General features: G+C 47.8%; 15 protein-coding genes. 4 read left to right on the top strand and 11 right to left on the bottom strand.

What is annotated here, in order from left to right:
* Positions 1-371: 371 nt before the first annotated feature.
* Both AABK39_RS18510 and AABK39_RS18515 read right to left on the bottom strand, forming a co-directional pair.
* Positions 372-1,847 (bottom strand): sulfatase family protein, encoded by a 1,476-nt coding sequence (locus tag AABK39_RS18510; protein WP_338392792.1) that lies wholly within the window; start codon positions 1,845-1,847, stop codon positions 372-374.
* A gap of 332 nt (positions 1,848-2,179) precedes the next feature.
* A complete protein-coding gene (locus tag AABK39_RS18515; protein ID WP_338392793.1) occupies positions 2,180-2,740 on the bottom strand; it encodes a hypothetical protein in 561 nt (186 codons plus the stop codon).
* A gap of 394 nt (positions 2,741-3,134) precedes the next feature.
* Between AABK39_RS18515 and AABK39_RS18520 the strand changes: the two genes are divergently transcribed.
* Complete coding sequence (locus AABK39_RS18520) at positions 3,135-3,803, top strand: C40 family peptidase (protein ID WP_338392794.1); 669 nt, start codon at positions 3,135-3,137, stop codon at positions 3,801-3,803.
* A 15-nt stretch (positions 3,804-3,818) separates the two neighbouring features.
* Here the strand turns inward: AABK39_RS18520 and AABK39_RS18525 are convergent, their stop codons facing one another.
* Both AABK39_RS18525 and AABK39_RS18530 read right to left on the bottom strand, forming a co-directional pair.
* The gene (locus tag AABK39_RS18525; protein ID WP_338392795.1) at positions 3,819-5,279 is read right to left on the bottom strand and encodes an SDR family oxidoreductase; all 1,461 of its coding nucleotides are present in this window, start codon (positions 5,277-5,279) and stop codon (positions 3,819-3,821) included.
* Entirely contained in the window at positions 5,279-6,772 is a 1,494-nt protein-coding gene (locus tag AABK39_RS18530) for a DUF2867 domain-containing protein (protein WP_338392796.1), read from the bottom strand. The genes AABK39_RS18525 and AABK39_RS18530 overlap by 1 nt, the downstream gene beginning before the upstream one ends.
* A 390-nt stretch (positions 6,773-7,162) precedes the next feature.
* On the opposite strand from AABK39_RS18530, the gene polA reads away from it, so the two are divergent.
* Entirely contained in the window at positions 7,163-9,976 is a 2,814-nt protein-coding gene (gene polA, locus AABK39_RS18535; RefSeq protein ID WP_338392797.1) for a DNA polymerase I, read from the top strand.
* Between the two features lie 74 nt (positions 9,977-10,050).
* On the opposite strand, the gene AABK39_RS18540 is transcribed toward polA, so the two are convergent.
* Positions 10,051-11,136: a potassium channel family protein gene (locus AABK39_RS18540; protein WP_338392798.1), complete on the bottom strand. Its 1,086-nt coding sequence runs from the start codon at positions 11,134-11,136 to the stop codon at positions 10,051-10,053.
* Positions 11,137-11,336: 200 nt separating this feature from the next.
* Here AABK39_RS18540 and trhA point away from each other — a divergent pair, with 200 nt between their 5' ends.
* On the top strand, positions 11,337-11,993 hold the full coding sequence (trhA, locus tag AABK39_RS18545) for a PAQR family membrane homeostasis protein TrhA (RefSeq protein ID WP_338392799.1): 657 nt from the start codon (positions 11,337-11,339) through the stop codon (positions 11,991-11,993).
* Positions 11,994-12,007: 14 nt separating this feature from the next.
* On the opposite strand, the gene AABK39_RS18550 is transcribed toward trhA, so the two are convergent.
* The 3 genes from AABK39_RS18550 to AABK39_RS18560 form a co-directional block, all read right to left on the bottom strand.
* Positions 12,008-12,427, bottom strand: coding sequence for a Fur family transcriptional regulator (locus AABK39_RS18550; protein WP_338392800.1), 420 nt, complete (start codon positions 12,425-12,427; stop codon positions 12,008-12,010).
* Positions 12,428-12,465: 38 nt separating this feature from the next.
* Positions 12,466-12,822, bottom strand: coding sequence for a DUF6787 family protein (locus tag AABK39_RS18555; RefSeq protein WP_338392801.1), 357 nt, complete (start codon positions 12,820-12,822; stop codon positions 12,466-12,468).
* Between the two features lie 258 nt (positions 12,823-13,080).
* Positions 13,081-14,994, bottom strand: coding sequence for an AMP-dependent synthetase/ligase (locus tag AABK39_RS18560; protein WP_338392802.1), 1,914 nt, complete (start codon positions 14,992-14,994; stop codon positions 13,081-13,083).
* A 238-nt stretch (positions 14,995-15,232) separates the two neighbouring features.
* Here AABK39_RS18560 and AABK39_RS18565 point away from each other — a divergent pair, with 238 nt between their 5' ends.
* Positions 15,233-16,108, top strand: coding sequence for a YicC/YloC family endoribonuclease (locus AABK39_RS18565; protein ID WP_338392803.1), 876 nt, complete (start codon positions 15,233-15,235; stop codon positions 16,106-16,108).
* A 79-nt stretch (positions 16,109-16,187) separates the two neighbouring features.
* Here AABK39_RS18565 and AABK39_RS18570 read toward each other — a convergent pair whose 3' ends face one another.
* The 3 genes from AABK39_RS18570 to gcvH form a co-directional block, all read right to left on the bottom strand.
* Positions 16,188-16,862: an energy transducer TonB gene (locus AABK39_RS18570; RefSeq protein WP_338392804.1), complete on the bottom strand. Its 675-nt coding sequence runs from the start codon at positions 16,860-16,862 to the stop codon at positions 16,188-16,190.
* Between the two features lie 126 nt (positions 16,863-16,988).
* On the bottom strand, positions 16,989-17,360 hold the full coding sequence (locus tag AABK39_RS18575) for a VanZ family protein (RefSeq protein WP_338392805.1): 372 nt from the start codon (positions 17,358-17,360) through the stop codon (positions 16,989-16,991).
* Positions 17,361-17,451: 91 nt separating this feature from the next.
* Positions 17,452-17,832, bottom strand: coding sequence for a glycine cleavage system protein GcvH (gene gcvH, locus AABK39_RS18580; RefSeq protein ID WP_338392806.1), 381 nt, complete (start codon positions 17,830-17,832; stop codon positions 17,452-17,454).
* Positions 17,833-17,931 lie beyond the last annotated feature (99 nt).

Raw genomic sequence — 17,931 nt, forward strand, 5'->3', positions numbered from 1 at the left:
GCCCGTAGCGCCGGCTTTTTCTTTTTGCCCAAAAAATCGTTTTCTCGCGGAGAAATTACACCGGCATTGGCAGAAATGGTCCCGGCATCGGCAGAAACCTCACCGGCAAAGGGAAAAACTGTTCCAGCAGGGGCAAAAACAGTAGGGACACGAGCGGATTTTTTGTCGGCACTGGCGGAATTATTACCGGAACGGGAAAATATTACGTGAAGATTGGCTGAAGATTTTCCTCCCTAAAAAAGAAAAAAGCTCAGAGCGAAGATGGATACGCTATCCGTTTCACTATTCGAAATACAGGAGCAGACATAGAAAAAGGGAAGCCCAAAAGGCCCCCCTTCATTCATTAACAACCCTCTAACTTATTGCTTATATTATAACCGAGCGTCTCTAAAAATATCATACTCGGGGTTTACGCATTTTGCTTTGCGTTCCTTATATACACGTCTTAATTCCGCTTCGGTTTCAGGATATTGGCCTTTATCGTCAGTTTCTTTTATCCAATCGTTCAGAATTTGCCTGTGGCGATATAGCTCCTTCGCGTATTTCGCATCTTCTGCTAAGTTCTTGATACAGTGGGGATCATTTTTCAGATCATAGAATTCCTCATGAGGCTTACGCTCGAAATAAGCGGCCTGTACGGCGTTTAGCTTGCCTTCGTCATAAAGCTTCTGGAAAGTCACCATCTCCGGGTGGCCCGAACGGTAGGAAAGCTGGGACATCGGACGCTCCGGGAAGTAGTTCTTGATATAACGGTAACGCTTAGTGCGCACGGTCCGGATATGGTCGATGGTGTTGTCGCAACGGTCGCGGAAACCAATGACGTAATCGCGCTTGTAGCCTTTGCCGAAGATGTTTTTGCCTTCCATATAATTCGGAATATCAAGTCCGCAAAGCGCCAAAGATGTAGGCCCCAAGTCGATGGCGTTGACCAAATCGTTGCGGACTTTGCCGGCTTTCACGATGTTGTTGTCAGCGCCGAACCACCTTACGATAAACGGAATCTCAAGGCCTTGTTCGGTCGGATATTGCTTGTGGCGCGGAGCCTTCATGCCATGGTCGGAGAAGAAAAAGACGATGGTATTGTCCAGATGGCCGTTCTTTTTCATTCTGTCCAGCAGATCGGCTGCTTCGTCGTCCGTAATTTTCACGCAGTCGATATGGCGGGCGTACAGTTTGCGAAACTCCGGATGGTCGGGATAATACGGCGGAATCTTCACGCTATCAAGCGGGTAGGGATTGGCCACTTTTTTCTTGTTCTTGCCTCCACGCAACTGCACTTGGGCGAAGAAAGGCTTGTCTTTCGGCACTTTGGCCCAATCGATCCGGCGACCGCCTTGTAGTCTCCTCCAATTCTTTCTCGCCGGTTTTCCGTCGGTTTCGTCGTAGAGTTTGTTGCGGTCGTACCAGAAGTTGTAATCGTCTTTGCCTTCGTTATAAGTGGAGTATCCGGCGTCCTTAAAAAGCTCGGGAACAGTCTTATAACCTTCGGGAAGGTAAATCGCCGTCTCTTTAGTACGGGAGCTTCTGTGCTGGTTTAGCCCCAGCGTGGTGCCCATACTTCCCGTAATGATTGAGGAACGGCAAGGCGAACAAACGGGAGCGGGTACGAAGGCATTGTTGAACAGAACGCCGTTTTCGGCCAACGATTCGGCCAAGGGGGTCACTACTCCCTCCGTACCGTAAAGGCGCATCAGCGCGGTGACATCTTCCAAGTAGATCCACAGCACGTTCGGTTTACCGGTGTCGGGCGCTTTGGCTTCGGCCCTATTGGCAAAACCCGAGCATAGCATGGCGAACATTCCTGCCCTGGCCACCAGGTTTTTGAAAGTGAGAACTATTTTCTTCATCTGAAAAAAATTAACTAGATAATAAGTTTATCACAAATGTATTTGCTAGGCGAGACGCCTGAGCCAAAGCAAAAAACCTATGGAAACCCGCGCGGAATAGGCCTTTGCCGATTTTCGGCTTCATGCATTCACAAAAACAATTCGGATGAAAAATTAAGAACCCCTACCCAGAGCCTAGCCGTAAAACCATCCTTTTGACGCGAATTATGCGCAACCAACACATAAATGAAATTATCAGGACAAAGCCACTATAACCACCAAAAAGAAAAAACGGCCAAGGCGTTTGTTTTCGCCGTGGCCGTCAATGCTCTCACGTTCAACTCCTCTGCCTATCAGCTCCATTCTATAGTATATTCCGTATACGGATTACCGTCCCCGGAGGCTTTCTCCGATTTCACCTTAACATCCTTTCCCGCACTCTTCGAGACCGTCACTTGCATGAATCCCTCAATCCTAGATTCCAGCACGCCATCCGCGGTTGTCAGGCCCTCCACCTTAATCCGAGCGCATCCCGGCTCTAATAATGGAAGACTAACATTGACCGGACGGTAAAAAGAATCGAAAATAGTAGTGGCTCTGCTGATTACAAATTTGGGGCTGGCAATAGCGACGAACACTTTATATATACCTGAGAGTAAGTCCTCGGCCACAAACTGCCCTGACTCGTAAGCGACATCCTTCACTTTCTTGCCTGTCACTTCAGCCAAAGCTTTGGTCGGGTTTACCACTCCCACCTGAAGGTCGTACCAAGTGGTGGACAGTATCGGTTGTTTAAACACTTCTCTTGTTTGCGAGTCCATCGCACTCATCCAACTGTCGGCGTAAGACGGGTATTTTTTTTCTACATAACTCTTGAGACCCTTGACTACAGAACCTTTCACTTCAACACTCATAGCGGTAATATGAATCCATAAAACTATATTATAACCGACAATATTAATGATTTATCTAATTCATGATCTATTTTTTATTTAAAAAATCTATATTGAATTCACGGAGAATATTTATACCATTTTAAAATAAAAATAAAAACAGAGGATAGACTAGCGCAATATTAGGCTTTCGCATTGGACAACCATTGGCTTTTTTTCCTAAGGGAAAGTGTTTCTATTTCTTACACTACCGTCAAAAAAGAACTGGATGACACGACAAAAATATATTTGGCAATGAGCCAATACCCGCTATTTATCCTCGAGCAAGAAACTCAAAATATCGCCCGTCACCCAAGCTAACGGCTCCGCCACTTAGGCGATGCTGTTTTTACACTCCAACTAAACCCTAAAAGACATGTCCCAACTACTCAAGACAGCGTTCAACGAACTCGGCGTATCAGAAATAAAGGGAAGTCAGCATTCCGACCATATCCTGGATTATGCCAGAGAATCCGGATTCGAGTTTATCCACGACGACGAGACTCCGTGGTGTAGCGTATTCGTTAATTGGTGTTGTGAAAAGTCCGACCTGCCTAGGTCTCGTAAAGCCAACGCCCGCTCTTGGCTGGACGTAGGAACCTCCACAAAAGATCCTCGCCCGGGCGATGTAGTCGTATTTTGGAGAGAAAGCCCCGACTCTTGGAAAGGACACGTAGCCATTTTCCTCGGCTTTTCTCATGACAACAAATCCGTATTCTGCCTCGGCGGAAACCAGAAAGACAGCGTGTGCGTGGCTTCGTACGGAGCGGATAAAATCCTCTCATTCCGCAGGCTTGATAAAGACGTTGCCTTAGCCGTTCCCGGAGGTTTCTTGAAACAAGGCGACAAGGGGGGAGATGTGGAAGATTTACAACTACTCCTTAAGCGCCACGGCTATGACTGTGGCGAAGCGGACGGCGTTTTCGGTTCGGCTACGGAAAGGGAATTGCGTAAATTCCAGTTGGACAACAACCTTACTGTTGACGGAATCTACGGTCCGCAATGCGCTGAGACTCTAAAGAATTTGGAAAACGCACAGGCCTAACGTAAACAAGAAGGCTTAAGTATTACATTTCTGGTTAAGTGCGGGATTCACGATACAATCCCGCATGGCGCCGAATATCAAAAAATGTAAGGGCACAAGGGAATACCAATACGCCCTTCCCAAAAGCCCTTTTGGCCGGAAGGTAGCGGTTTGCGTAAACAGGAAACCGTCATCTTTCGGCACTACCCGAAATTCCAACCACGCCTCGCCTGGCACTTTCATTTCGGCAAACAGCAATAACCTGCGGGCTTCTTTGTCAGCGACAATTACCCGCCAAAAATCCAATGCGTCACCCGGCTTCAGATCCGTCTGGCTACGGCGTCCCCGACGCAGGCCCGGCCCGCCCACCATTTTGTCCATCAGTCCGCGGACTCGCCAAAGCAAATCCATCCTGTACCAGCCCGTTTTACCGCCTATAGTCCACACTCTGTCAAAAACGGCTTCGGGATCACCCTGAAAAAACCGTTCTTTCCTGTCCGACAGACATCCATATTGGGGAACTTTTACAAAATCCAGCCAACCGGGCAAAGCCCTTCCGCTGACAAATGAGTCTGTCCAGCTAGAGATTACTTCGTTTTGTTGGATTCGCTCAAAGGCCAAACGAACGGCTTCTTTATAACCGATCAGCTTTTGGGGGACTATCCGCTCCAAGCCTCCGTTCTTTACCACCACTTCATTGCACATGCTATCGACCAAGGTTCTAGCCAAGGGAATGGAAGTAGAAGTGACAAAAACCAACCATAAGGAAGAAAGCCGGGGAGTCAAGACAGGCAAAGTCAGGATATGGCGTTTCAAGCTGCGGACTTCCCCAAACAAGAGAAGCATTTGCTTATAAGTCAGGATATCGGGCCCGCCGATATCGAACGTTTTCCCAAAAGTCTCTTTGTTTCCTGCGCAACCGGCCAAATAGCGGATCACGTTTCTCACTGCTATCGGTTGGCATCGGGTATTAAGCCATTTGGGAGCCACCATTACGGGAAGTTTCTCCACCAAATCACGGATGATCTCAAAAGAAGCACTTCCCGATCCGATAATAATCGCCGCCCTCAAGACAGTTATCGGAATCCCGGAATCGGCCAACAGGCTTTCCACCCGCATCCGTGAGCTCAAATGCTCAGAAAGGCCTTCATCGTTCACTATACCTCCCAGATAAATGATCTGTCCGCAGGACGTATTTTTCAGAGCCTCAACAAAATTGGTTGCGCTCCGCCTTTCCAAATCCCGAAAATCATCGCCTCCATGGCTCATGGAATGGGCTAAGTAATAAGCGACATCAATATCTTTGGGTATAGACTCCAAGCTTTCCGGATCCAGTAAATCGGCCTCCACCACGCTCAATTTGTCGGCAAGGCCAGCCTCTGTTTCCAAACGGCCTTTGTTTCTAACCAAACAACAAACCTCATGGCCAGCCAATGCCAAAACCGGCAAAAGCCTCCGCCCGATATATCCTGTAGCTCCGGTAAGCAGTATTTTCATCACCTATGGATTTTGAGATTTCCCAGTCGCCGAACGGCAAACGATGTCGCTCCGTCTTCTTTCACCGAGACTTCCGCCAAACTACTAATCAGAGAGCGCATAGCGGGAACCCTTATAAATTGGAAAAAATGCCAATACAAACGCCCACTAAGGCCTTTGGGACGATAAGACAACGATTGCTGAAGCCTACAGCCGTCAGCCGTTGGCTTAACTTTGAACTCCAGCCAAGCTTCGCCCGGGGTTTTTAACTCCGAATACAGTAGCAACCGTCGGCTACTCTTGTCCGCCATCAACACCCTCCAAAAGTCCAGCGCATCGCCCGGTTTCAGATCCGTTTGGCTTCTCCTTCCACGCCGAAGGCCCGGCCCGCCAAACACCCTGTCAAAGAAACCGCGTATCCTCCAAATAAAATTCAGCCCATACCAGCCATTGTCCCCACCGATTTCCCATATCCTGTTAAAGAGCACGTCCGGGTCTTGCCCTTCGATATCCGCCTCCCTACGATCCTGAAAACATCCGTATATAGGGACTTGAACGAAATCCACCAACTCCAGGTTAGTTTTTCCCGTACAGCATGCGTCCATCCAACTCGATACCACCTCGTTTTGCTTAATATCTTTAAAAGCCGTCCGAATCATTTCACGGTAATTCAACAACGGTTGACGGATCACATCCTCAATCCCATTGCAGTTTACAACCACCTCGTTTTTCATACTGCCCACAAAATACCTCGCAATAGGCAAAGTGGTAGACGTTATGCTACGCAACCAACGGGCCGACAACCGGTGGGGTAGGGCGGGAACGATCACTATCTTTCTCCGCAAGCCTCTTTCCTCGGCATAGATCATCAGCATATCATAATACGTCATAACCGCAGGCCCACCGATATCGAACACTTTATGGTACACTTTCTTGTTCCCGGCACTCTTGGCCAAGTAAATCACGACATTCTTGATATCGATCGGCTGGCAACGCGTCATCACCCAATCGGGAGCGAGCATAATCGGGGATTTCTCCACCAAATCTCTCAATATTTCGAAAATGGCGCTACCTGACCCCAAAATCATAGTCGAGCGCAACACCGTCAACGGGATCTTCGACATTCTCAAAACCTCCTCCACGTGTATCCACGTCCGGAATTGCTTGATCAAAATATCGTTATTGGCCAGGTGCCCCAGATAAATCATCTGTTTGCATGTCCCTTGTTCCAAGGTCTTTACAAAGTTCTTGGCGGCCAACCGCTCGTCTCGTGACGTATGGCTGAGCGAATGCACCAGATAATACGCCACGTCTATATCGTTAGGCATCTTATGCAACGCCTCTTCGTCGGTCAAGTCCATCTCCAGGATCTCGACCTTATTTCTCATATTCCTTTCAAGAACCAAACGTCTCTTGTCCCGCACCAGACAAACCACCTTGTGCTTGGCCATCACCAAAACCGGCAAAAGCCTTCGCCCGACATAACCGTTCGCTCCTGTCAACAATATTTTCATTCGACACTATCCTTCTTCCAATTGCCAAACCCGTTCCCCTTGTTTAAATAAGGATAAAGGGGAATGAACAAAGCCTACATTTTTCACTACTCACACAAAAGCCAATTGTTCCACTTTTGGCGAATGCAAAGAAAATAGGGATAATGCTCACGATCACTTATATTTAATCTTGATAATTCCTGATTATAATCAGGATGGGAAAACCAACGAAAGGCATTTCGATGGTTTCACAACGCCTCCTCCAGATTACGGCCGAACATATTTGAATAACACGCCGACAAATACCATTTTCGCTTTAACGACGACGCAAGTAAAGCCGGACGGAGTCATCTCACTAACACAAATGTGACTTTACGTCATTCTGCTACAGACAAAAATTCCTTTTACATAATGAAAAAACTCTTCCTCCTCGACGCGATGGCGCTGATTTACCGAGCGCACTTCGCTTTCAGCAAAAATCCGCGGATCAATTCGAAAGGCCTGAGCACCGGCGCACAACTTGGCTTTACCAACACCCTGTTGGAAGTCATCAAGAAGAACAACCCGACTCACCTCGGCGTGGCCTTCGACACCTCGGCGCCAACGTTCCGCCACGAGATGTACAAGGAATACAAAGCCCATCGCGACGAAACGCCGGAAGACATCAAAGTCGCCATCCCGATGGTAAAGGACATCGTGCGGGCGTTCAATATTCCCGTTATCGAGATGGACGGCTTCGAGGCCGACGATATTATCGGTACACTGGCCTGGAAAGCGAGCGACGCCGACTACGAGGTATACATGATGACGCCCGACAAGGACTACGCCCAGTTGGTACGCGAAAATGTCTTTCTGTACAAACCCGCCTACATGGGCAACGCCGTAGACATATTGGGCATAGAGGAAGTGAAGAAGAAATTCGATATTGACAAGGTGGACCAAGTGCGGGACATTCTCGGTATGCAGGGCGACGCTTCGGACAATATCCCCGGAATTCCCGGCGTAGGTCCGAAAACGGCGGTAAAATACCTGAAAGCTTACGGATCGGTAGAAGGCCTGATCGATCATGTGCACGAGCTGAAAGGCAAGGCCAAGGAAAAAGTGGAAGCCAATAAGAAACTGGCGATCCTTTCAAAAGAACTGGCTACAATTCATACTGATGTTCCCGTAGAATTTGATGAGGACTCCCTAAAATACGAAGGTCCGGACAAGGAAAAACTGACGGAGATTTTCGAGGAACTGGAATTCCGAACTCTGTTGAACCGGATCTTCGGCACAACGGCCACGGCACAGGCCAAACCCGCCGCCAAGAAAGCCGCGCCAAAGAAAAAATCTCCGGCCGGCGCCCAACTCGATATGTTCGGAAGCGGAACCTCGGAAGAAACAGCCGAAGAGGAAACTGTCCGTGAGATCAAGACGATCAAAAACACGCTCCACGATTATCACCTGATCAATACGCCCGAGTTACGCAAAAGCTTGGCGCATTACCTTTCGGTTCAGAAAGCTTTCTGCTTCGACACTGAAACCACCGGCCTCGACGCCAACACGGCGGAGCTTGTCGGCTTGGCATTCTCTTATATGAAAGGCGAGGCTTATTACGTACCGGTTCCCGCCGACCGTGACGAGGCCCAAGCTATCGTGGACGATTTCCGTTCGGTTTTCGAAAATAAAAGCATCACCAAGATTGGCCAAAACCTCAAGTACGACTTGATGGTAATGCGCAATTACGGTGTGGAAGTGGAAGGCTACCTTTTCGACACCATGCTGGCCCACTATCTTATAGATCCGGACAGCCGTCACAATATGGATGTCTTGGCCGAAAACTTTTTGGATTACGCCCCCGTGAAAATCGAGGAACTAATCGGAAAGAAAGGCAAGAAGCAGGGCACCATGCGTGATGTTCCCGTCGAAAAAGTAGTGGAATACGCCGGCGAGGACGCCGATATCACTTGGCAATTGGCGCAGGCTTTCAAGCCAGAACTGAAAGCCAACGATCTTGTAAAACTTTACAACGACATCGAAGAACCTCTGGTAAACGTTTTGGCTACGATAGAAGCGAACGGCGTACGCATCGACACTGATACTTTGAAGGAATTGTCGGTTCGTTTTGGTGAGGAAAGCCAAGTCATCGAAAAGAAAATCTACGAACTGGCCGGTCAAGAATTCAATATCGGATCGCCAAAACAGCTTGGAGAGATTCTGTTCGATAAAATGAAACTGGTGGAAAAGCCCAAGAAAACCGCCACGGGACAATACGCAACGGGCGAGGAAATCTTGAGCAAACTGGCCCACGAACACAAAATCTGCGACCTGATCCTGAAATTCCGCGGTTTGCAAAAGCTGAAGTCGACGTACGTGGACGCCCTGCCGGAAATGATCAGCGAGAAAGACGGGCTTGTACACACATCGTACAACCAAGCCGTAGCCGCCACCGGGCGCCTCAGCTCCACAAACCCGAACTTGCAGAACATCCCGATCCGTACCGAAGAAGGCCGACTGATCCGGAAAGCCTTCGTTCCCCGAGACGAAAACCACGTTTTGCTCGCCGCCGACTACTCGCAAGTCGAACTGCGCATTATGGCGGCTTTCGCCAAAGACGAGAGTATGATCGAAGCCTTCAAAGAAGGAAAAGACATCCACTCGATGACGGCTAGCAAAGTATTCAAAGTGCCATTGGAAGAAGTGACTTCCGATATGCGTCGCAAAGCCAAAACGGCGAACTTCGGAATCATTTACGGCATTTCGGCCCACGGTCTTTCACAGCGTCTGGATATTCCGAGAAAAGAAGCCTCGGCGATTATAGAAGCCTATTTCGAACAATTCCCTGCCGTCAAGAAATATATGGACGACGTGATCGAACAAGCCCGTGAAAACGAATACGTGGAAACGGTTTTCGGACGCCGCCGTTACCTCCGCGATATCAACTCCCGAAGCGCCGTAATGCGCGGTTACGCCGAGCGAAACGCCATTAACGCCCCGATTCAGGGCAGCGCCGCGGATACCATCAAAAAAGCGATGATCAATATCCACGCTTGGATGAAAGCCAAAAAGCTGAAATCAAAGATGATTCTGCAAGTACATGACGAATTGGTATTCGACGCACATAAGGACGAATTGGAATTATTGCGCAAAGAAATTCCAACATTCATGAAAGCCGCCGCCGATTTGGAAGTTCCTTTGGAAGCCGAAGTAGGAGAGGGCTTGAATTGGCTGGAGGCGCATTGACCCTTCAGCTTATTCCACAAAAAAGCCATCCGCTAGCTTGAGCGGATGGCCTTTTTCATTTCCAATATTCTTTCTCAGATCGAAAATCTAGACTTGAATTTCTTCAACGATTCCTCATCTCCCATCAAAATCAAAACACTATTCTGATTCAATTTCAAACTGGTGGACGGCGTAAACAGAAAACCCTTTTCCGGATGTTTGTAGCCGATTACCATCACGTTGGTATTTCTCCGAATATCCAGCTCCCTCAGTGTCTTGCCCATATATTCCTTTTTGAACAAACCGTAAGCGAATTCCTCCAAACGCATATCCGTCTCGGTACTCAAGCCGTTCAATAGATCCAAAAATTCGATAACCACAGGCTGAGTCACAAGCTTCGCCATATGCGAACCTCCCAAAGCGTCGGGTTTTACTACACGGTTTGCGCCAGCCAATTTCAGCTTCCGCTCGGCGCTTTCCTCATTCGCCCGCGCGATAATCATCAAATCCCTGTTCAGCTCTCTTGAGGTCAATGAGATATAAACGTTGTCGGAGTCTTTGGGCAATGTCGTGATCAGGGCCGTAGCGCTGTCGATTCGGGCCATTCTCAGCGTATCTTCCACCGTGGCGTCGCCAGTGATTACGTTAAATCTCGGATCTTCCGTCAACGCGTGGCAAATGTCCGGGTCGTTCTCGATAACCACAAACCGCTTGCCCGCCATCCTGAATTCCTCACAGGTTTTCATCCCGTTACGGCCATAACCGCACACGATAATGTGTCCTTTTAGCTTATTGACTTCGTTTCCTGTCATAATGCTCCGAAAAATCGTCCGTAATTCACCTTCGAAGATATATCCGGCCATAGTGGAGATGCCGAAAGCGATAATCACTAGATTCACAACTATATACCCGGATGTGAATATTCTGCCGACTTCGCTCAACGGCTCAACCTCGCCGAACCCCACCGTCGAAAGCGTGATAATCGCCATGTAAACGGCGTTGGCCGGAGTAAAGCCCTCATGATAAATATAAAAGGTAGTGCCCGTGCCGATACTGGCCACAATACACCCGCAGGCCAGATAAAACCGCCTAAGTCTTTTGCTGTAATGATGTACCCTAGTAGCGTTTATCACTGTCGATTCTTTTCTGTCCGCAGGCTTAAGATAAAAGCGAAAAAGCAAAGTAACAAGCCTTGAAAACCCGCATAAAGCCCATCGTTATAAATTCATAAAATTTCATTTTTCAAAATAAAACAAATTGGCCCGAAATATTCTTAGAGAAATAAGTGAAGGGAAATTCATAAACACCCCAAACCGGCAATCAATTACGGCGGAACCTTACACCCATTCCGCTTATTCGTTCACGCACAAACGCATTCTCTATGGCCAAAACTTTACTCTCCGCCCCGCTGGACCGGGAAGAATTAGCAAACAGCATCACACACGGAATCGGCGCTCTGCTGAGTATCGCCGGTTTGGGTTGGTTGGCCATCGAGAGTCACCCAATACCCGATTTTTGGCACTCCGCGGCCCTTTGGATATTTGGGCTAAGCTTGGTGGTATTGTACTCCTCTTCCACGATTTACCACAGCCTGATCGACCGAAAGCTCAAACGGACTTTCCAAATCGTCGACCATATCGCCATCTACGTGCTGATCTCCGGCACTTACACGCCATTCGCAATTATCGCGCTAAATGACCGAACGGCTCAGATCGTTACGGCGAGCCTTTGGGCACTCAGCGCGATCGGCGCTTTATTCAAAATCAAATACACGGGAAAGTACAAAGTAATTTCGACGCTCTCTTACCTTACTATGGGCTGGACCGCCCTGATATTCGCTGGGCCATTGCTGGAAAAAATCAGCATCACGGGCTTTATCTGGCTTATCGGCGGAGGACTGGCGTACACTATCGGTGTTATTTTCTTTCTTTGGGAAAGGCTCCGCTATAGCCACGCCATTTGGCATTTGTTCGTATTGGTCGGCAGTGGGTGTCATTTCTACGCCGTATACCGCTACGTGCTTCCGCACGCTTTCTAAGCCGAAAAAAAGTTCTAGGATTTCGATTTGCATTCAGGACATTTACCCTGAATCAGAAAGTGAGCGTTCTCAAATTCATATCCTTCGGGCAAAGTGATGGAGGGAACGTTAAGGCTATTGAGGCATTGGGTTTTGCCACAAACGCTACATTTGAAGTGAACATGAGCGTGATGGTGGTTGCCCTGCGAACAGGTTCCGCCACAAAGGGCGTATTTGGTAGCGCCGCCATCGTCCAAGACACGATGTACGAGGCCTTTTTCCAAAAACACGTTAAAAGTCCGGTAAAGCGTAACCCTGTCCAAGTCGCCGGATAGGCGCTCTTCCACTTCGGCGTGGGAGAGCGCACATCCCGCTTGACGAAAAACGTCCAAAACGGCCCGTCTTCCGGCAGTCAATCTCATTCCGTATTTTTTCAGTAACTCGTCGCTGTTCATCTGCTCAATTTGGAGAAAAATAGCCTTTACGGAAAGTCCTAGGCTTTTTTTCCTGAGATTTTATTGAAAAGCTTTACGAAAAGACGACCTAACTTTTTCTCTTTTTCCCAAAAGAAAGCGAACTGACCGAAAATGAATCCGTAGACGAGAATCAGCCCTTGGTACATAGGAAAAACGCAGAGAATATATGTGACGGTTTTGATCCAAAAGGGTGTCGCATCATCAAAACCAATCACTCCGAACAGCACCTTACGAAGCCTTACAACAGTCATCCCCGTCAGTGAGAAAACAATAAGAATCGCTATCACGCTCCAAGTACTCTCCACTCCCCAGCGTTTTTTCATCTTGTTAATAAAGCCTTTTGGAGCCTCTTCGCTAGTCGTAATATCTGCCATTATGCTTGCCTTATCGTGTGTATGTTGATTGTCGAAAACATGCAAATCTATGTTTTTTGCCCTTAAATAACGTAAGGACTAGAAAAATTATACAAGACAACCACACTTTAAAACATAAACAACAGAATGGATTTCCTGAAACATAAATAAACCGTTCAGCAATAGTATGCCTTTTAGAAAAAAATAACTGAGAGACTCAAAACACAAAAAGCGTCCCCCTTGCCAGAAGACGCTTTTTCAGATAGTTACCTACCGCCGTCAGAGCTTGCTAATAACGTGCATATTTTTCGGGTTCACAATATTGACATTTTCAGGCTCAAACAGCTCCTCGATTCTGGACTTATAGAATCCAAAAACGCGTGAGCGACGCACTTTCAACGTGCTGTTCAGGAACCTGTTTTGTTCCGTAAAACCTTCCGGCAATACGGCCAGAGCCATCGGCAACCAACGTTGCGGATAGAGCGTTTCCATATCCCCCCCCTTCTTAAATCGGTCTACATCCGATTGGATCAATTCCAAAGCCGCTTTTTGCCCCGCTTCCGTATGGATTGAGTGATTCATTCGCTTCAGCTTTCTGACCAAGCTCTCCTTGTTCGGGACCACCAAAGCCACCGTGTACGGGCTCTGGTTATTATAGACCAACACCTGCTTGATATAAGCCGAAGTCTCCGAAATTGACTCTTCTATTCCCTCAGGGGCGAATTTTTCCCCGTCATTACCAATCAATAGGCTTTTGTATCGTCCCAAAACATACAAAAAGCCGTCATGGCCCATGTAGCCCATATCGCCTGTGTAGAGCCAACCGTCACGCAAAGCTTTCTTTGTTGCCTCCTCGTTTTGCCAATAACCGGCCATTACATTCGGACCTTTCACCACTATTTCGCCTGTGGCCCCTACAGGCAATTCCTTACCGTCTTCGTCGCAAATCCTCATTTCAAGATCACGCACCAACCTTCCGGACGAACCTAACTTATGATCCTGCAGACGATTGGCCGAAATTGTAGGAGATGCCTCACTCAAGCCATAACCCTGGAACATCGGTATTCCCAAAGCGTAGAAAAAGCGCTGCAACTCGATATCAAGCAAAGCTCCGCCACCTATAAAGAAGCGTAGCTTTCCGCCCAAAGATTTTCTTACCTGCCGGAAAACGAAAAAATCGTAAAGCTTATACTTTAAGCTGTCCATCCAGCTTTTCCCTTCACCACGGTTATCTCCTTCTTTGTTGTAGTCATAAGCGAACAACATCGCTTTGCGGAACATTTGTTCCACCTTCGGTCCCTGTTGCTTGACACCACGCTCCACGTTATAACGGACGCTTTTAGCCAAAGCCGGTACACTAAGTAAGAAAGTGGGACGAAATTCCTGAATGTTCAACGGCACATTCCGCAAAGTATCGATAGGCGTTGGCCCCATTTCAGGCGAAGCCATCGAAGCCCCTTTAACCATAACGCCATAAATACCGGCCGTATGGGAAAACGAATGATCCAAAGGCAGAACCAGCAACGTCCGATCCTTTTCAGAAATCGACTTCATGATATCCGCGCTCTGGATTACGTTGGCCACGTAATTTCCATGCGTCAACACGATTCCTTTCGGATCGGAAGTAGTCCCAGACGTATAACTGATAGTCGCCATACTGCCAGAATCCAACGACTTCGCACGGGCTTTCAGCTTATCCGCGTTCTCTGCCAGATATTTCCGGCCGGATTCCATTACCGAGTCCACGGAAAATTCGCCTTCCTCAAGCGCCAAATCATCAAGCACGATAACTTTCTCCAAATCAGGCAACTCTTCCCGTACATTCCGGACCTTCTCAAGCTGAGATCCTGAAATAATCGCAACCCGGCACCCGGCATGCTCCATCCGAAAACGCAATTCTGAACGTTCCTCCAACTTCACCGACAGTGGTACGCTTACGGCTCCGGCATAGAATATCCCGAGTTCTCCAATAATCCAATAGTTTCTGGCTTCGGAAATCATAGCCACGCGGTCGCCTTTGCGAAGCCCCATAGCCATCAGTCCGGCGGAAAACTCCTTCGAGAGCCGGCGGGTTTGAGTATAACTAGTCCCCGAAAAACGCCCCGCCTTCTTCTCAAAAAGTAGCTGGTTCGAGCCGAATTTCCGGACACTGTCCTCAAATAAGTCAATAAGCGTACTATATTTATATATCATGAAGAGTTTCTTGATTTTCTGGCCAGAGAGCCTTGATTCTCGGAAAACCAAGACTCAGGCTTCCTTGTTCATACCACGTAAGGCGGTCTGGCAATATTAAAAATTTATTATCTATTCAATGGGATAATTCTGCAAGAATTCCGCTTTAACCGGACGAAATTCGGGTATTACTTCCATATCTGAATCATTTTGTTTAAAATAATCAGAAGCGTAGACTCAATTATAACTAATATACCAAATGATAAAGTCGATGACGGGCTACGGCAAGGCCCATCACGAGGACCAGAGCGTAAGCGCCACGGCCGAAATCCGTACGCTGAACTCCAAGTTCCTCGATGCCAACATTAGGCTTCCGAAAGCTTTTTCTGACAAGGAGCTTGAGCTCCGGAACCTTTTGTCCTCTAAACTTGTCAGAGGCAAAGTGGCCGTGGTGATCGAATTCGAAAAGATCGAAACTTCGGCGCCGAACGTAGCCGTCAACAAGGCGCTGTTCAAAGCTTATTACGAAGATTTTCAACAACTGGCCAAAGAAACGGGCGCCGACGACAAGGAGATTTTCAAACTTGCTTTACAGGCTCCGGATGTCATCGCGCCAGCCAAAGACAACCACGACTATAGCCAAGAATGGGAGTTGGTAAAGACAGCCGTGCTTGAGGCCATCGCCAACTGCGATGAATTCAGAATGCAGGAAGGGCAGGCACTGAAGACAAAACTTACCGAATACGCCGACAACATCGGTAATTTGCTGGAGCAGGTTCCGGAATATGAGCAGGAGCGTGTAGAAATCGTAAAGCAACGACTCCGTCAGAACCTTCAGGAGCTTACCGAAGAGCAAACGGACAAAAACCGTTTTGAGCAGGAGCTGATCTATTATCTGGAAAAATACGACATCTCCGAAGAGAAAGTCCGCTTGGGCAACCACATCAAATACTTCAAGGAAGTACTGGACGGAAAAGAATCCAACGGAAAAAAACTCGGGTTCATATCTCAGGAAATGGGCAGGGAAATCAACACTCTCGGAGCCAAGGCAAACCATTCCGGACTTCAAAAGATCGTTGTCAGGATGAAAGACGACCTTGAGAAGATCAAAGAACAGTCCCTTAACGTACTCTAAGGCTTGTTCGCGAAGCAATAAAAAAGGACCCAGCTGGCTGGGTCCTTTTTTATTTCGTCCGACACCTAAGTGCCAAAAATTAGTTAAGCTTAAAGTGGATTGGAATAACCATACGCACTTTTACGGCACGTCCACGCTGCTTACCAGGCTTCCACTTAGGCAAAGTTTTCAGTACGCGGATGGCTTCTTCGTCACATCCAGCTCCGATACCTTTCGCTACGGTGATCTCGGTCAAGGTACCGTCTTTGTCCACTACGAACTGAACGTACACCTTACCCTCAACACCCATACGACGGGCTTGCGAAGGATACTTCAACTTTTTACCCACTTGCTTGTAGAAGGCTTTCAATCCACCCGGGTACTCAGGCTGGTCTTCCACAATGGTGAAGATCTCTTCGGCTTCCTCTTCGGCTGGCTCTTCGAATACGACCTCTTCAACCTCGGTCTCTTCGGTGATTTCAACGTCAAGGTCCACCTCGATTTCCTCTTCGATTTCTTCCTCATCAGGAACCTCTACGATTTGAGGCTGCTGAATCTTCGGTGGTGGGGGTGGGGGAGGCTGAGTCGTGTTGACTACCTCTTCGATTTCTTCGAACTGCTCCACTTCCGTACCTAGATCCTTTACATTTTCATCATCCCAGAATTTCCACTGAAAAGCGGTGATGACAAGGCCTAGGCTAATGCAAAGTCCCAAGTTCATAAAGAGAGAGCTGGTCTTCACCAGATCTTTCTCGGGGTTCTTCTTGCTTTCCATGTCAACAGAGTTTAAACTAAAGCTTTAGACAATAAACACTCTTCTCAAATCTAATAAGATTATACGAATTATAAAAAGAAAGAGATGCGTTTTTAACTAATCGATTAGTAGAAAAAGCGGCTTTTTTCAGATTCTATAAATAAGCCTAAACGCCACGCACCCTATAAGTACGCCCAAGGCATTGGCCAAAAGGTCCAAATATTCAAAGCCCCTTCCGGGTACGGCGCTCTGCAGAAGCTCGATCGCCAAGCCATAGGCCAGCGTGATGCCCACGGTGTAGGGAATTGCCCTGTAGCGCAACACCTGATACTTGCCCTGCTTCTTGAAGCCAACGATCATCAGCATGGTCAAAACGCAAAAAATACCCGCATGGGCCACTTTATCAAACTGAAAAAAATCCAGCTTCATAGGGCGAGGAAAATGCTCGCCGGGCAACATGGTCAGCAACAGAATGACCAAGGCCCAAATGATCGTATATAGATTATACCTGAAAAACATATCGCCTATTCATAAAAGAAATGTCATGGCATAAACCAAGCCATGACATTTCCGATATAGGTAAAACGCCCGACGGGCGAAAAACCGTATTTTACGCTCCGATAAGCTCTTTGTAAGCCTCAACGTCCAGAAGGTTCTCCAACTCAGAAGGGTCGCTGATCTGGACCTTAACCATCCAGCCGTCTTCGTAAGGGGCAGAGTTCACCAACTCAGGCTCTGACTCAAGCTCTTCGTTGAATTCCAACACTTTTCCCGAAACGGGCATCAACAGGTCGGAAACAGTCTTGACAGCCTCAACAGTACCGAAAACTTCCTCGGCATCAAGGGTCTCCCCCTCCGTCTCGATCTCAACGTAAACGATGTCTCCAAGCTCTTTTTGGGCAAAGTCGGTAATTCCGATTCTCGCCACGTCGCCATCGATCTCGATCCACTCGTGATCTTTGGTGTACTTCAATCCTTCAGGTAGGTTCATGGTCGTTCAAATTTTTTTCGATAGAAAAATATCGGGTACGGCAACAAACTATTGCCCGGGCGAATATGCTCAACCCGAACGGGATAATCAAGTCTATGG

Origin of the sequence: Fulvitalea axinellae (genome assembly GCF_036492835.1) — a bacterium.
GTDB classification, from domain to species: domain Bacteria; phylum Bacteroidota; class Bacteroidia; order Cytophagales; family Cyclobacteriaceae; genus Fulvitalea; species Fulvitalea axinellae.

Excerpts from the sequence above, each read along its gene's own strand:
- AABK39_RS18510 (WP_338392792.1), bottom strand. The coding sequence starts at position 1,847 with ATGAAGAAAATAGTTCTCACTTTCAAAAACCTGGTGGCCAGGGCAGGA.
- AABK39_RS18575 (WP_338392805.1), bottom strand. The coding sequence starts at position 17,360 with ATGTTTTTCAGGTATAATCTATATACGATCATTTGGGCCTTGGTCATT.
- AABK39_RS18560 (WP_338392802.1), bottom strand. The coding sequence starts at position 14,994 with ATGATATATAAATATAGTACGCTTATTGACTTATTTGAGGACAGTGTC.
- AABK39_RS18555 (WP_338392801.1), bottom strand. The coding sequence starts at position 12,822 with ATGGCAGATATTACGACTAGCGAAGAGGCTCCAAAAGGCTTTATTAAC.
- AABK39_RS18520 (WP_338392794.1), top strand. The coding sequence starts at position 3,135 with ATGTCCCAACTACTCAAGACAGCGTTCAACGAACTCGGCGTATCAGAA.
- polA (WP_338392797.1), top strand. The coding sequence starts at position 7,163 with ATGAAAAAACTCTTCCTCCTCGACGCGATGGCGCTGATTTACCGAGCG.
- AABK39_RS18550 (WP_338392800.1), bottom strand. The coding sequence starts at position 12,427 with ATGAACAGCGACGAGTTACTGAAAAAATACGGAATGAGATTGACTGCC.
- AABK39_RS18570 (WP_338392804.1), bottom strand. The coding sequence starts at position 16,862 with ATGGAAAGCAAGAAGAACCCCGAGAAAGATCTGGTGAAGACCAGCTCT.
- gcvH (WP_338392806.1), bottom strand. The coding sequence starts at position 17,832 with ATGAACCTACCTGAAGGATTGAAGTACACCAAAGATCACGAGTGGATC.
- AABK39_RS18515 (WP_338392793.1), bottom strand. The coding sequence starts at position 2,740 with ATGAGTGTTGAAGTGAAAGGTTCTGTAGTCAAGGGTCTCAAGAGTTAT.
- AABK39_RS18525 (WP_338392795.1), bottom strand. The coding sequence starts at position 5,279 with ATGAAAATACTGCTTACCGGAGCTACAGGATATATCGGGCGGAGGCTT.
- AABK39_RS18530 (WP_338392796.1), bottom strand. The coding sequence starts at position 6,772 with ATGAAAATATTGTTGACAGGAGCGAACGGTTATGTCGGGCGAAGGCTT.
- AABK39_RS18565 (WP_338392803.1), top strand. The coding sequence starts at position 15,233 with ATGATAAAGTCGATGACGGGCTACGGCAAGGCCCATCACGAGGACCAG.
- trhA (WP_338392799.1), top strand. The coding sequence starts at position 11,337 with ATGGCCAAAACTTTACTCTCCGCCCCGCTGGACCGGGAAGAATTAGCA.